Source organism: Aquabacterium sp. (genome assembly GCF_036273115.1).
Classification (GTDB): domain Bacteria; phylum Pseudomonadota; class Gammaproteobacteria; order Burkholderiales; family Burkholderiaceae_C; genus Aquabacterium.
The window spans coordinates 34,101-47,986 of record NZ_DASUIN010000001.1; the positions used below are offsets into that span (position 1 = coordinate 34,101).

The window sequence follows — 13,886 nt, forward strand, 5'->3', positions numbered from 1 at the left end:
GTCTCCTGGGTCAAACACGGTCATAGACCGTCTTGCCGCGTAACTGGAAAAGATCTTTGGACTCGGTGAAGTTCTCTGAGTGACCCACGAACAGCATGCCGTGCGGCTTCATCACGCTGTGGATGCGTTCCAGCACTTTTCGCTGGGTGGGCGCATCGAAATAGATCATGACGTTGCGGCAAAACACGATGTCGAATGGCTCGCCGAGTTGCCAGCTCGCCTGCATCAGATTGAAGGGGCGGAACTCGACCATGCGGGCCAGTTCCGGCTTGACCCGGATGGCCCCGGCATTGGCGCCCTTGCCACGCAAGAAGAACTGGCGCAATCGTGTTTCGCTCAGCCCTCGGGTGCCGGCGTCGTACACCCCGCGGGAGGCCGTCGTCAGCACGTTGGTGTCGATGTCACTGGCCAGAATCTTGACCGGGGCATGCAGGCCCAGTGATTCGGCCACCGTGATGGCCAGGGAATAAGGCTCTTCGCCTGTGGATGAGGCACAGCACCAGATGCGAGTGGGTTGCGCACCACGCTTCTTGAGGTGTTCGGCCAAGGTGTGGAAATGGTGCTCTTCTCGGAAGAAGGCGGTCAGGTTGGTGGTCAGGCAATTCGTGAATTCCTGCCATTCCTGGCTCGCTTGGGGGCCGGCATTGTTTTCCAGCCACTGCAGATACGAGTCAAAAGACTGGTGGCCTGTTTCGCGCAAACGGCGCGACAGGCGGCTGTAGACCATGGCGTGCTTGCCATCGTTCAGGCTGATGCCCGCCTTGGCATAGATGAGCTTGCGCACGCGCTCGAAGTCGCGGTCGGAGAACGAAAACTCACGATCGATGACCTGGGTTGTGGAATCCGGCATGGAAATAGCCATTTCAACTCACAATGCGAAAGCCAAAACACGGCGACGGAACCGGCGCCCACAGAGGTTATCGGTCAAGCTTTGGCGGGCTTGAATCTGTCAGAAGGACGGGATGCGTTTCGCAGCATGCCTGCATCGACTGGGGCCGCGTGGGGAGATTTCAGGTGGGAAAGCCTCGCAAATCGAGCCTTCGAATCTGACCGTCCTGCTAGACTTGGTCATGAATCAGGTCAGTCCTGTGGAGACCACCATCGCCTCCATGAACACTCTTTCTACCGCCCCGCCGGACACCGAGCTCGCCAGTGCCTTGCGTCTTGACGTCGCGCTCAACCTGTTGAGTCAGGCTGGTTGGCAGGCGCCGGTTTCCGTCACGCCCGGCACCGTGGCTTGGCTCCAGGCCATCGTTGATGGTTTGTGCGACGTTTCCAGCCGCGATGCTTTGACCGGGTTGGCCAACCGTCGTCAGTTCGAAGCTGCCATCAACCGCGAAGTTGACCGGGTGGCGCGTAATGGCGAGCCGGCTTTGTTGCTGGTGCTCGACATTGATCACTTCAAGAAGGTCAACGACACCCATGGTCACGCCGCGGGCGACGAGGTCATCAAAGCGGTTGCACTGGCTTTACAAGAGTGTGTGCGCCCCATGGATACCGTGGCGCGCATTGGCGGCGAAGAATTCGCCATCATCTTGCCCAACTGTCCTCCGGCATTTGGGCAAACGGTGGCGGAACGGATCCGCAAAAAAATCGAAGGCAAGCCCGTCGCCATCATTGGTGGCGAGGCCCTGCAGGTCACGGCCAGCATTGGCGGTGCCTTTGCGCCACAGTGGGTGCGGTCATCCGCCGTGCTGTGGTCTGAGCGTGCCGACCAGCAGCTTTACAAGGCCAAGGCCCAGGGCCGAAACCAGACTTGTCTGGAAATGCCGCCGCTCACCGTGGTGAGCGCCGAAGAGAAGGGCTTGCTGTTTGCCAGCCTGACTCAGTCTGAATCCAACACCACGGAATGATGGTCTCCATGTCCTCATCTGCAAACACTCCACAATCCAGCGCGGCTAACGGCACCTCGCGTCTGGCGCGCACGGTCGCGATCACCAGTGGCAAGGGCGGTGTCGGCAAGACCTTCGTCAGCGCCAACCTCGCTGCGGCACTCACCCGCCAGGGGCTGAAGGTGCTGGTGCTCGACGCCGACCTCGGCTTGGCCAATCTCGATGTGGTGCTCAATCTCTATCCCAAGATCACGCTGCACGACGTCTTCACCGGCAAATCTGAGCTGGAAGAGGCCATCCTGCCTGCCCCGGGCGGCTTTTCTGTGCTGCTGGCCGGATCGGGCCTGGTCGAGTATTCGCGTCTGACCCCTGAAGTGCGCGATCAGTTGCACCAGATCATCGAGGCCGTGAAACCGCGTTTTGACGTGCTGCTGATTGACACCGGTGCCGGCATCTCCGATGTGGTGCTGTATGCCGTGTCCTTGGCGCATGAAGTCATCGTGGTGGCCACCCCAGAGCCCACTTCCATGACCGACGCCTACGCCACCATCAAGGTGTTGTCTTCACAGCAATCTCGCGATCAGCTCAATCTGGTGGTCAACCAGGTGGGGCGCACGGGCGATGGCCGCGCCATCTGCAACCAGTTGCAGCAAGTGGTCGAGCGTTTCGTGCAGTCGCCGGCTGGGCAATCGCCCAAGCTGAATTTCCTGGGCGATGTGCCTCTGGATTCCAGCGTGCGCGAAGCGGTGCAAAAGCGCCAGTTGCTGCTGGAACTGCATCCCGGCAGCCCAGCGTCGCAAGGCATTGTTCAGGTGGCCACCCGTTTGTTGTCGCGTCAGCCTGCTTGATCGAGTCTTGTAGTCCGTTTCATGTCTCAATACGAATCCGCTTACGAGTGGCTGGGCGGCGATGCCAAGGTGCGCGCCCTGGTCGATCGCTTCTACGACCTGATGGATTTGGAGCCGCAGTACCAGGCCTTGCGTGCTGCTCATGGGCCTGAGCTTGATTCGGCTCGCGACAAGCTGTACTGGTTCCTCAGTGGTTGGTTGGGCGGCCCCAATCTCTACATTGAAAAGTTCGGCCATCCGCGCTTGCGGGCCCGGCACCTGCCGTTTTCCATCGGCATTGCCGAGCGAGACCAATGGGTGGCATGCATGGCCCAAGCCATGAACGAGCTGGCGGTTGACCCTGAACTGGCCAACCGGCTGAATCAGTCATTCATGCAAACCGCCGACTGGATGCGCAACCGCGGCGTGGACATGGCCTGATCGCGACCACGCAAGCGGTGGCTTCAGCCCGGCAGCAGGTTCCCCTTGGTGGGAGCCAGCAGAAGAACCAGCGCACCGGCGCCGCCTTCGTCTCCGCGTGCTTGCACAAAAGCCAGCACGCGGTCACTCTGCACCAGCCAGCGCTTGACCTTGTCTTTCAGTACAGGTTGCCGCCCTGGTGAGCCCAGGCCCTTGCCGTGTACCACGCGCACGCAACGCCAGCCTTTGATCTGGGCTTCGCGCAAGAACTGGCCCAGGCTTTCTCGGGCCTCGTCGGTGCGCATGCCGTGCAAGTCGAGTTGCTGCTGAATGGCCCATACGCCGCGGCGCAGCTTGCGCACCACGTCCACGCCGATGCCATCACGGCGCCACGCCAGCGATTCATCGGTTTCCAGCAGGCTTTCCACGTCGAATTCGTCTGACAAGGATTCCGTCAGCACTTGCTTTTCATCTTGCTCGCGGCTGGTCGGAATGGGGGCGGGTTTGGGCGGGGTGTGATGTTTGCGGCCTTTGTCGGGCAAGGCATGCACCGGGCCGACCGCATGTTGGAAGACAGCGCGGTCGGCCTCGGCCTTTCGGCGTGCGGCATCGCGCTTGGCCTGTTCGGCGCGTTCCTGCTCTGCGCGGGCGGCCGCCTCTTTGGCGGCGCTTTTCAGCGCACGCTTGAGGTCACCGAAGTCGCGCAGAGGGGTGTGAGCGGAGGGCTTGGTGGCGTTTTTCACACCGCCAAGCCTACAACAATCCGCGCTCGGCAAATGACAGGCAGGCGCTGCGACCCACCACAATGTGGTCCAGCACCCTCACATCGACCAGTTGCAGGCTGCTTTTCAGGGTTTGGGTGAGCAGCTCGTCCGCTCGTGACGGCTCCAGCACGCCGGAGGGGTGGTTGTGCGTCAGGATCACGGCGCCGGCGTTGTGTGCCAGGGCTTGCTTGACCACTTCGCGTGGGTACACGCTGGTCTGCGTCAAGGTGCCGCGAAACAGTTCTTCGAAAGCGATCAGGCGGTGTTGTGCGTCCAGGTACAGCACACCGAAGACCTCGTGGGGACGGTGCCCCAATTGCATCTGCAGAAAATCCTTCACCCCCTGCGGGTTGCCGAACACTGGCTGGCTTTGCAACCCGTGCTGCAGGCTGCGGCGGGCCAACTCCATTACGGCCACCAGTTCGGCGCATTTGGCCGGCCCCAGACCCTTGATGCGGCCCAGCATTCGGGCATCGGCCTGCAGCAAACCCGGCAGCCCCCCCAGATCGACCAGGACTTTTTCCGCCAGTTGCAATACGCTCAAGCCCTTCATGCCCGTGCGCAGCAGCAGGGCCAGCAGCTCGGCATCGGCCAAGGCGGTGGGCCCCAGCGTTTGCAGCTTCTCGCGGGGGCGCAGGGCAGTGGGAATATCTTTCATAGGGGTATGACGCAAGCGGCCTGGGCAAAACTAAAATTGTCGTTTTGCTCAGCTCACCAATCCATCCTTCTCAAGGGTGGACCGCATCATGACCACAGCCGTCCCCACCGTTGTCTCTGGCTCGTTTCTGACCCTGCACTACCGCCTCACCGGGCCCGATGGCGCAGACGTGGTCAACACCTTCCACGACAAGCCAGCCACCCTCACCATCGGTTCGGGCGAGCTGTCGCCGGCGCTGGAAGCCCGTTTGATGGGCCTGGAAGAGGGCACCCGCACGGTCATGGAATTGCCCGCGGGCGAGGCCTTTGGCCCCCACAATCCGGAAATGGTCCAGAAAGTGGCCATGACCCTGATGCGCGAACTGGGTGACCCCGATGAAACCTGGCGCGTGGGCGATGTGGTGCGTTTCCCCACGCCCGACAACAAAAGCTCGTTTGCCGGCGTGGTGCGCGAGCTGGGGGGCAACGACTGGATCCTGTTCGACTTCAACCACCCCTTGGCGGGCCAGCCGGTGACGTTTGAAGTGCAACTCATCGGGGTGCTGTGACATGACCCAGGTTCAAGACGTCCTGCTGGCCGAGCCACGCGGCTTTTGTGCCGGGGTCGATCGCGCCATTGAAATCGTCGAGCGGGCGCTGGAGCAGTTTGGCGCCCCCATCTACGTGCGCCACGAAATCGTGCACAACACCTATGTGGTCAATGACCTCAAGGCCAAAGGTGCCATCTTCATCGAAGACCTGGCTGAAGTGCCGGCTGGCGCCACCTTGATTTTCAGCGCCCACGGCGTCAGCCAGGCAGTGCGCCACGAGGCCGATGCACGCGGTTTTCAAGTGTTCGACGCCACCTGCCCCTTGGTCACCAAGGTGCACATCGAAGTGGCCAAGCTGCGCCGCGAGGGCTACGAGTTCCTCATGATCGGCCACAAGGGCCACCCCGAGGTCGAGGGCACCATGGGTCAGCTGTCCGAAGGCATCTACCTGGTTGAAGACATCGACGACGTCGCCAAGGTGCAGGTGGCCAACCCCGACAAGCTGGCTGTCGTGACCCAGACCACGCTGTCGGTCGATGATGCTGCGGGCATTCTGGCGGCCATCAAGGCGCGCTTCCCCAACATTCGCGAGCCCAAACAGCAAGACATTTGCTACGCCACCCAGAACCGCCAAGATGCCATCAAGATCATGGCGCCCCAGGTGGACGTGGTCATCGTGGTGGGCAGCCCCACCAGCTCCAACAGCAACCGCCTGCGTGAACTGGCCGAGCGCCTCGGCACCCCGGCCTACATGGTCGATTGCCCAGACGACCTGCAGGCCACCTGGTTCAATGGGCGCCCCCGTGTCGGCTTGACTGCCGGTGCCTCGGCGCCCGACGTGCTGGTGCAACAAGTCATCGCCCGTTTGCGCGCCTTGGGCGCCATCTCCGTGCGTCGCATGCAAGGCGTGGAAGAATCGGTGCGATTCCCTCTGCCCAAGGGCCTGGGTGGCACCGGTCTCGACCGGCCGCTGCCGAATCAGCGTTCTGCATCCTAAATTTTCAAACCCGTAGACAACATGCTCGACATCGCCCTGCTGCGCAAAGACCTCGACAGCGTCCTGGCCCGTCTGGCCAAGCGCAAGAACCCCCAGCCTTTCCTGGACGAGGCCCGTTTCCGCGAACTGGAAGCCGAGCGCAAAACCATTCAGACCCGCACCGAAGACCTGCAAGCGCAGCGCAACAGCCTGTCCAAGCAGATCGGCATGCTCAAGGGCAAGGCCGCCAAGGGTGAAGACACCGCAGCCGAGGTCGAATCGGTCATGGCGCAGGTCGCTGGCATTGGCGACGAACTCAAGGCCAGCGCCGACCGCCTGGAGATCATCCAGGCCGACATGGCTGCCATGCTGATGTCGGTACCCAATCTGCCGCACGACAGCGTGCCCGTGGGCAGTGACGAAACCGGCAACGTCGAAGTGCGCCGTTGGGGCACGCCCGGCACCTATGACTTCGAGGTCAAAGACCACGTTGATCTGGGCGAAAAAATCGGCCTCGATTTCGAAACCGGCGCCAAGCTGTCGGGTTCGCGCTTCACCTTCATGAAGGGCCAGATCGCCCGCCTGCACCGTGCTTTGGCGCAGTTCATGCTCGATGTGCAAACCCAAGAGCACGGCTACACCGAGTGCTACACCCCTTATCTGGTGCAAGCCAAGGCCTTGCAGGGCACCGGCCAGCTGCCCAAGTTCGAACAAGACCTGTTCCACGTCACCTCGGGCGACGCGGAATCGTCGGGCAGCAAGTGGTATCTCATTCCCACCTCCGAAGTCACCCTGACCAACACCGTGGCCGACACCATCGTGCCGCTGGAGCAGTTGCCCATCAAGTTGACCGGCCACACGCCTTGCTTCCGCTCGGAAGCCGGTAGTGCAGGGCGCGACACCCGCGGCATGATCCGCCAGCACCAGTTCGACAAGGTGGAAATGGTGCAAATCACCACACCCGAGCAAAGCTACGAGGCGCTGGAGCAAATGGTTGGTCACGCCGAAGCCATCCTGCAAAAGCTGGAGTTGCCTTACCGCGTCATGGCCTTGTGCACCGGCGACATGGGCTTTGGTGCCACCAAAACCTACGACCTGGAGGTGTGGCTGCCCGCACAGAACGCTTACCGCGAAATCAGCTCGTGCTCGAACTGCGAAGCCTTCCAGGCGCGTCGCATGCAGGCCCGCTTCAAGAACGCGCAAGGCAAGAACGAACTCGTTCACACCCTGAACGGTTCGGGCTTGGCTGTGGGGCGTGCGTTGGTGGCGGTGTTGGAAAACCACCAACAGGCCGATGGCAGTATCCGCGTTCCAGCTGCACTGCGCCCCTACCTGGGTGGACAAGAGTTCCTCAAGCCCTGATTTCTCTGCTATAGTCCAAGGCTTCGCACCGTCAACCACGGTTGCAACCAGTTTAGGAGAGGTGGCAGAGTGGTTGAATGTACCTGACTCGAAATCAGGCGTACGTGTTTAAGCGTACCGAGGGTTCGAATCCCTCCCTCTCCGCCAACTACGAAAACCCCGCCGCAAGGTGGGGTTTTTTGTTTTTGGGTGCACTCTTGGGTGTGGCTCTGCACGCATCAGCGTTTGCCCGTAGAATCAACTCACGATGTTTGGTCGATTGTTCGCGCTCTGGTCCTTGGTTTCCTTGCTGTTGGCAAGCGGGCCTGCTTTTGCTGGGCTGACCTCGACCGCGTTGTACTCCACCGAGTCGACCCTGATTGCCAGCCTGGGCAGCGAGTCGACCGCGCCCTCGACACCCGCAGAGAGCGGCAACGAGGCGCCAGAGTCCATCACGTCCTCCTCATCTTCGTCCGCCGAAGTCGAGTCATCCACACCCGACCCGATGGACTGGCCTGAGGGCATCGAGTTGTTGCCGAACGCGCCGTCCTTGGTGGTTCTGTCTCAATCGGCCCAGCCCAACGTGTGGCTGGGGTTGCCGGATCCCTGCCTCGGCTCTTTGCAGCGTCCGCCCTGTTCGCTGAGCTGAACTCGCTGGCGCGCTAGGCCTGCCTCCGGCTGCCTGGCCGGTTTTCCCGAGTACGCCAGTCTCTCTTCTTTCTCTGTCCTTCCCTTCATGCATTGGCTTTGGCCGTGCATCTACTTCTCAATGGGGTGACCTCATGAACACGCATCTATCTTCGCTGTCCACCACCTACGGTGTGGACGTCATTCAGCAGCGCAATCGCGTGCTGCGCAACACCTACTGGCTGCTCGCGCTGTCCATGGTGCCCACCGTGCTGGGTGCCTGGGTGGGGTTGGCCACCGGCCTCAACAGCATGATGAGCGGCATGGTCGGCCTGGTCGTGTTCCTGGCCGGTTCTTTTGGCTTCATGTATGCCATTGAAAAAACCAAGCACTCCTCGGCGGGTGTGGCGGTGCTGCTGGCCTTCACCTTCTTCATGGGGGTGATGTTGTCGCGTCTGGTGGGCATGGTGCTGGGCCTGGCCAACGGCACAAGCCTGATCATGACCGCCTTTGCCGGCACCGGTGTGGTGTTCCTGGCCATGGCCTCGCTGTCGTCGGTCATCAAGCGCGATCTCAGCAGCATGGGCAAGTTCCTCTTCATCGGCATGATCATGCTGCTGGTGGCGGGCATTGCCAATGTCTTCATCCAATCCAGCGCCCTGATGATCACGCTGTCGGTGCTGGCCATCGGCATCTTCTCCGCCTTCATCCTGCATGACCTCAAGCGCGTGCAAGACGGCGAAGAAACCAACTACATCAGTGCCACCCTTGGTGTTTACCTGAGCCTCTACAACGTCTTCCAGTCCTTGTTGTCCTTGCTGGGCATCTTCGGCGGTCGTGACGAATAAGGCCGGTGTGCTCACTCATTGATTTCAAAAGGAAACCCAAATGAAATTCTTCTCCGTTCTGGCCATGGTGTTTGCGCTGCTGTTGTCCGGCGTGGCCACGGATGCCGACGCTGCTCGCCGAATTGGCGGCGGCAAGACCTCCGGCATGCAGCGCAACAACGTCACTCAGCCCCACCAGGCCGCGCCCCAAGCGCCAGCGGGGCAGTCCGCACAAAAGAACCAGGCTGATGCGCCTGCGGCGGGTACCCCCGCTCAGGCTGCGGCTCCGGCCAAGCGTTCCTGGATGGGGCCCATCGCGGGTCTGGCTGCTGGCCTGGGCCTGGCGGCCTTGGCCTCTCACTTCGGCTTCGGTGAGGAGTTGGCCAACATGATGATGATGGCCTTGTTGGTCATGGTGGTGCTGGGTGTCATCGGCTTCATCATGCGCAAGCGCATGGCTGCACAGCAACCGGCACTGGCAGGTGCGGGAGTCAACGGGGCAGGCGCTCAGTTCGCCGGCCTGGAGCAGGCTCAGCAGCGCACTCCCGTGGCTTCGGGTGGCGCTGGCGGTATCTCGGCCGGTCAGGCTCAGGCAGCACGCGTGCCCGCGGGGTTTGACGTGGCCGCCCTGGAGCGTCAGGCCAAGGTCCAGTTCATCCGCTTGCAGGCGGCCAACGATGCGGGCAACCTCGACGACATCCGCGAGTTCACCACGCCGGAAATGTTTGCCGAGGTGAAGATGTCTCTTTCCGAGCGAGGTGGCGTGGCTCAGCAAACCGACGTGCTGCGTGTGGACGCTCAGGTCCTGGACGTGACCGATGAGCCTGCTCGCTATGTGGCCAGCGTGCGCTTCACGGGCCAGATCAAGGATCTGCAATCCCAGGAAGTCGAGTCGTTTGACGAGGTCTGGCACCTCATCCAGTTCCACAACATCGGCGTGTGGCAACTGGCCGGTATCCAGCAGAGCTGATACACACTTCTTTACGCCCTGCCAACAGCGCGTTTACGCAGGGTCGACATGATGGGCTCCATCGAACAGGAGAACCCACATGTCGACCTCAACCCTTCGTTCCATTTTGATGGCCGCGCTGGTCTCTGCCAGCCTGGCTCATGCCGCCCCTGCGCCGCAGTCGAGCGCTGCTCAGCCAAATGGCGCTGGCGAAGCCTGCCCGCACATGGGGTCAGGGCCGCGTGGTGCGGTGGATTCCGCCCCCATGCCTGGCTTCATGCCGATGCATGGGCCGGGCCTGGAGAAACTGCTGAGCCGCATTGATGCCTCTGCCTCGCAGAAGGAGCAGATTGCGCGCATTCAGGCGCAGGCGCGCCCCGAATTCGACAAACTTCACGCCGAAGGGCAGGCCTTGCGCGAGCAGGCTGCCAAGCTCTGGACGGCGCCTACTTTGGATGAGCGCGCCATCGAGCAGTCAAGCCAGAAAATGGCGGTGCACCACGAACAAGTCAGCCAGCGCATGACCCGTTTCATGCTCGACGTGGCCAAGGTTCTGACCCCGGAGCAGCGGGCCAAGGTGGCCGAGCAGATGCATTCGCGTCGCGAACACATGCGGCATCGTTTTGGCGGTGAACGCCCCCAGAAGTGATCAGGCAAAGGGCGCACAATGCAGGACATGAGCGAGCACCTTCTTCTCATTGACGACGACATGCGACTGTCGGCCATGGTGGGCGATTATTTGCGCAGCCATGGCTACCAGATCTCCAGTGCACCGAGTTTGGCGGCGGGCCGCGAGATGCTGGCCAGGCAGGCGTTTGATGCGCTCATTCTCGATTTGATGCTGCCAGACGGGGATGGCCTGGACTTGTGTCGTGAGTTGCGGGCTTCGCCTCGCACGAGAACCTTGCCCGTCCTCATGCTCAGCGCACGCGGCGAGCCGACCGATCGCATCGTTGGCCTCGAAATTGGCGCTGACGATTACCTCCCCAAGCCCTTTGAGCCACGCGAGTTGCTGGCGCGAGTGCGTGCCTTGCTGCGGCGGTCCAGTGCCGTTGCGGATGATGGCGATGTCTGGCGTTTTGGGCGTCTTGAAATCGACAACGGTTTGCGCCAGGTGCGTCTCGACGGTCAGCCTTGCGATCTGACGTCCTACCAGTTCGATCTGCTGTGTGTGCTGGCCCAGCATCCGGGGCGGGTGCTCAGCCGCGACCAGATCATGGATTTGCTCAAGGGGCACCCGCTGGAAGCGTTCGATCGGTCGATCGATGTCCACATCTCGCGCATTCGCGCGGCGATTGAAACCGATCCGAAAGAGCCTCGACGCATTCTGACGGTCCGTGGGGTGGGCTACGTGTTCGCCAAAAAGCAAGACGCGGACGGCGCTGTGGCATGAAGACCCTGGCCCTGCGCATCTATCTGGCAGTCGTCACGGTTTTGCTGGTGTTCGCTCTGGTGTCGGGTTGGTTGGCCCAGCGCCACATGGATCGTGAGCGCAGCCAGTTGCAGTCGCAGGCCGTCTGGAACGAGCGTGCGGCAGCCTGGGCCGAGTTGCTTGAAAACAGTTTGCCGCCGGCCAGTGCGCCCGAGTCGGCGCAAGCTGAGGCCTTGCTTGAGTGGGCGCAGCGCTTGCGCATGCCGATGGCACTGGATGGGGTCAAAGGCAAGCGCCTGGCCACATCGCCAGACCTCGAAGAACGGCTCCAGCAATTCCCCGAGTCGCGTAGTTGGTTGCAGCAGACCGTGCTGTCAGATGGTCGCACCCTATGGGTCATGCGCCCAGGGTTCTTGCGGCAGCGTCATCGCCTGATGCCTGATGGCATGGGGCCTCCCTTTCCTTTCCCCCCGGCAGATTCTCACCCCGACCGAGTCGGTCCCCGACCTCCCAATGATGAGCCGTTTGGCCCTATTGATTGGTTGGTGCCCCCCTGGCTGGCACGCGGTGCTTCTGCCTTGCTGCTGTCGCTCGTTTTGTTGTTCGTGGCCGTGGCAGCCGGCGCTTGGCCCGTGGTTTCTCGTTTGACGCGGCGCTTGCGTGCCTTGCGCAACGGCGTGGAGGTCTTTGGCGCCGGTCAGCTCCAGCATCGCGTGGCGGTGGAAGGGCGTGACGAGGTTGCCGCCCTGGCGCGCAGTTTCAACGATGCGGCACAACGCATTGAGGACCTGGTGACGTCCAACCGCAGCTTGCTGGCCAATGCCAGTCACGAACTGCGTTCACCTCTGGCTCGATTGAAAATGGCCGTGTCCATGATGGCCGAGGCCTCCCCTGAGCAGGCAGCGCGTTTGCGCAAGGAAGTGCATCAGGACATTGCCGAGCTCGATGCCTTGGTGGAAGAGGTGCTGCTGGCCAGTCGTCTCGATGCCAAGGCTGATCTGTCGATTCAACCGGTCGATCTGCTGGGCATGGCCGCCGAAGAGGCCGCCCGGGTTGGCGCAGAACTGGTCGCCTTGCCCGCCCCCGACGCAATCGCTGTGTACGAAGGCGATGAACGCCTGCTGCGGCGCGCTGTGCGAAACCTGCTGGAAAACGCCCGCCGTTATGGTGGCACTGGGTCCGGTATCACTCTCACGCTGGAGGACGACCACAAGCAGGTTCGGCTGCGCGTGAGTGACCGGGGGCCGGGTGTCCCCTTGGATCAGCGTGAACGGATTTTTGAGCCCTTCTACCGCATGCCGGGCCATGCCGAACATGCCGGTGGGGTGGGGCTGGGTCTGAGTCTGGTCAGGCAGATTGCTCGCCGCCACGGCGGCGATGTCAGTTGCGACGCACCACCCGAAGGCGGTGGTCGCTTCACCATCACTTTGCCACGTTGAGGCCGCGGCCAATGGCGTCGTAGTCCAGACCTGCTGCCGCGACCAGACGAGGGTCGTACAGGTTACGGCCATCAATGATGGTCGGGGTCTTCAGGGTGGCCTTGATGCGATCGAAGTCAGGGCTGCGGAATTCCTTCCACTCCGTCACGATCACCAGGGCGTCAGCACCCTCCAGGGCGGCATTGGGCGAATCGGCATACTTCAAGCGGGGTTCGTCACCGAAGATGCGCTGTGTCTCGGTCATGGCCACCGGGTCATAGGCCGTTACTGTGGCACCGCGCTTGAACAGCTCGGCCAAGACCACGCGGCTCGTTGCTTCGCGCATGTCGTCAGTGTTGGGCTTGAATGCCAGGCCCCACAGCGCAAAGTGCTTGCCTTGAAGGTCTTCACCGAAGCGCTTGACGATCTTGTCGACCAGCACCAGCTTCTGACGGTCGTTGGCGGCTTCTACCGCCTTGAGCACCTTCAGTTCCTGGCCTTCGTCCGAAGCGGTCTTGATCAGGGCCTTCACGTCTTTGGGGAAGCAGCTGCCGCCGTAGCCACACCCAGCGTACAGGAAGTGGGTGCCAATTCGAGGGTCAGAGCCAATGCCCACACGCACCTGCTCGATGTCGGCGCCCATCTTCTCGGCCAGCAAGGCCAACTCATTCATGAAGCTGATGCGGGTGGCCAGCATGGCGTTGGCGGCGTACTTGGTCAGCTCGGCGCTGCGCACATCCATCACCACCAGGCGCTCGTGATTGCGTTGGAATGGGGCATACAGGGCGCGCATCAACAAAATGGCCTGCTCGTCGTCCGCGCCCACCACGATGCGGTCGGGGCGCATGAAGTCGTCCACCGCCGCGCCTTCTTTCAGAAACTCGGGGTTCGACACCACGGCGAACTTGGCATCGCTGCCGCGCTTGGCCAGTTCGTCAGCCACAGCTTCGCGAACCTTGTCGGCCGTGCCCACTGGCACGGTGCTCTTGTCAACGACCACCTTGTAGTCGGTCATCAGGCGGCCGATGTTGCGCGCCGCGGCCAGCACGTATTGCAGGTCAGCCGAACCATCTTCATCGGGTGGGGTGCCCACGGCAATGAACTGAATGGTGCCGTGTGCCACAGCCTTGGCCACGTCGGTGGTAAACGACAGGCGGCCTGCTTTCACATTGCGGGCCACCACCAGATCGAGGCCGGGTTCGTGAATGGGGATGCCGCCTTCTTCCAGGATGCGGATCTTGTTGGGGTCCACGTCCAGGCACAAGACATCGTTACCCATCTCGGCGAGACAGGCGCCGGTTACCAGGCCCACATAGCCGGTCCCTACCACTGATACTTTCATTGAA

General features: G+C 61.9%; 16 protein-coding genes and 1 tRNA gene. 13 read left to right on the forward strand and 4 right to left on the reverse strand.

All coding sequences use genetic code 11. The annotated features are described in order from the left end of the window. Nucleotides 1-10 precede the first annotated feature (10 nt). Nucleotides 11-850, reverse strand: a complete 840-nt coding sequence (locus tag VFW72_RS00175) for a CheR family methyltransferase (RefSeq protein ID WP_329672235.1) — start codon at nt 848-850, stop codon at nt 11-13. 259 nt (nt 851-1,109) lie between these two features. On the opposite strand from VFW72_RS00175, the gene VFW72_RS00180 reads away from it, so the two are divergent. Genes VFW72_RS00180 through VFW72_RS00190 form a run of 3 tightly spaced genes read left to right on the forward strand, consistent with a single transcriptional unit; the run spans nt 1,110 to nt 3,100 of the window. Beyond that, entirely contained in the window at nt 1,110-1,853 is a 744-nt protein-coding gene (locus tag VFW72_RS00180) for a GGDEF domain-containing protein (RefSeq protein ID WP_329672236.1), read from the forward strand. An 8-nt stretch (nt 1,854-1,861) separates the two neighbouring features. Further along, on the forward strand, nt 1,862-2,680 hold the full coding sequence (locus tag VFW72_RS00185; protein ID WP_329672237.1) for a MinD/ParA family protein: 819 nt from the start codon (nt 1,862-1,864) through the stop codon (nt 2,678-2,680). Nucleotides 2,681-2,701: 21 nt separating this feature from the next. After that, nucleotides 2,702-3,100: a group II truncated hemoglobin gene (locus tag VFW72_RS00190; protein WP_329672238.1), complete on the forward strand. Its 399-nt coding sequence runs from the start codon at nt 2,702-2,704 to the stop codon at nt 3,098-3,100. Nucleotides 3,101-3,123: 23 nt separating this feature from the next. Here VFW72_RS00190 and VFW72_RS00195 read toward each other — a convergent pair whose 3' ends face one another. Both VFW72_RS00195 and radC read right to left on the reverse strand, forming a co-directional pair. Beyond that, nucleotides 3,124-3,822: a Smr/MutS family protein gene (locus VFW72_RS00195; protein WP_329672239.1), complete on the reverse strand. Its 699-nt coding sequence runs from the start codon at nt 3,820-3,822 to the stop codon at nt 3,124-3,126. 10 nt (nt 3,823-3,832) lie between these two features. Then, nucleotides 3,833-4,501, reverse strand: coding sequence for a RadC family protein (radC, locus tag VFW72_RS00200; RefSeq protein ID WP_329672240.1), 669 nt, complete (start codon nt 4,499-4,501; stop codon nt 3,833-3,835). A gap of 88 nt (nt 4,502-4,589) precedes the next feature. Between radC and VFW72_RS00205 the strand changes: the two genes are divergently transcribed. From VFW72_RS00205 to VFW72_RS00250, 10 genes are all read left to right on the forward strand, one after another. After that, entirely contained in the window at nt 4,590-5,048 is a 459-nt protein-coding gene (locus tag VFW72_RS00205; protein WP_329672241.1) for an FKBP-type peptidyl-prolyl cis-trans isomerase, read from the forward strand. Nucleotide 5,049: 1 nt separating this feature from the next. Then, on the forward strand, nt 5,050-6,027 hold the full coding sequence (gene ispH, locus VFW72_RS00210) for a 4-hydroxy-3-methylbut-2-enyl diphosphate reductase (RefSeq protein WP_329672242.1): 978 nt from the start codon (nt 5,050-5,052) through the stop codon (nt 6,025-6,027). Nucleotides 6,028-6,048: 21 nt separating this feature from the next. Next, nucleotides 6,049-7,368, forward strand: coding sequence for a serine--tRNA ligase (gene serS / locus VFW72_RS00215; RefSeq protein ID WP_329672243.1), 1,320 nt, complete (start codon nt 6,049-6,051; stop codon nt 7,366-7,368). Between the two features lie 55 nt (nt 7,369-7,423). Continuing rightward, nucleotides 7,424-7,515, forward strand: a tRNA-Ser gene (locus VFW72_RS00220). A 100-nt stretch (nt 7,516-7,615) separates the two neighbouring features. Next, nucleotides 7,616-7,996: a hypothetical protein gene (locus VFW72_RS00225; RefSeq protein WP_329672244.1), complete on the forward strand. Its 381-nt coding sequence runs from the start codon at nt 7,616-7,618 to the stop codon at nt 7,994-7,996. A 133-nt stretch (nt 7,997-8,129) separates the two neighbouring features. Further along, nucleotides 8,130-8,822, forward strand: a complete 693-nt coding sequence (locus VFW72_RS00230; RefSeq protein ID WP_329672245.1) for a Bax inhibitor-1/YccA family protein — start codon at nt 8,130-8,132, stop codon at nt 8,820-8,822. A gap of 40 nt (nt 8,823-8,862) precedes the next feature. Then, nucleotides 8,863-9,771: a Tim44 domain-containing protein gene (locus VFW72_RS00235; protein ID WP_329672246.1), complete on the forward strand. Its 909-nt coding sequence runs from the start codon at nt 8,863-8,865 to the stop codon at nt 9,769-9,771. Nucleotides 9,772-9,850: 79 nt separating this feature from the next. Beyond that, nucleotides 9,851-10,399, forward strand: a complete 549-nt coding sequence (locus VFW72_RS00240; RefSeq protein WP_329672247.1) for a Spy/CpxP family protein refolding chaperone — start codon at nt 9,851-9,853, stop codon at nt 10,397-10,399. Between the two features lie 27 nt (nt 10,400-10,426). Beyond that, nucleotides 10,427-11,143: a response regulator transcription factor gene (locus VFW72_RS00245; RefSeq protein WP_329672248.1), complete on the forward strand. Its 717-nt coding sequence runs from the start codon at nt 10,427-10,429 to the stop codon at nt 11,141-11,143. Continuing rightward, on the forward strand, nt 11,140-12,561 hold the full coding sequence (locus VFW72_RS00250; RefSeq protein WP_329672249.1) for a HAMP domain-containing sensor histidine kinase: 1,422 nt from the start codon (nt 11,140-11,142) through the stop codon (nt 12,559-12,561). The genes VFW72_RS00245 and VFW72_RS00250 overlap by 4 nt, the downstream gene beginning before the upstream one ends. Here VFW72_RS00250 and VFW72_RS00255 read toward each other — a convergent pair. Then, on the reverse strand, nt 12,545-13,882 hold the full coding sequence (locus tag VFW72_RS00255) for a UDP-glucose/GDP-mannose dehydrogenase family protein (RefSeq protein WP_329672250.1): 1,338 nt from the start codon (nt 13,880-13,882) through the stop codon (nt 12,545-12,547). The two genes, VFW72_RS00250 and VFW72_RS00255, sit on opposite strands and share 17 nt — an antisense overlap. Nucleotides 13,883-13,886: the final 4 nt, after the last annotated feature.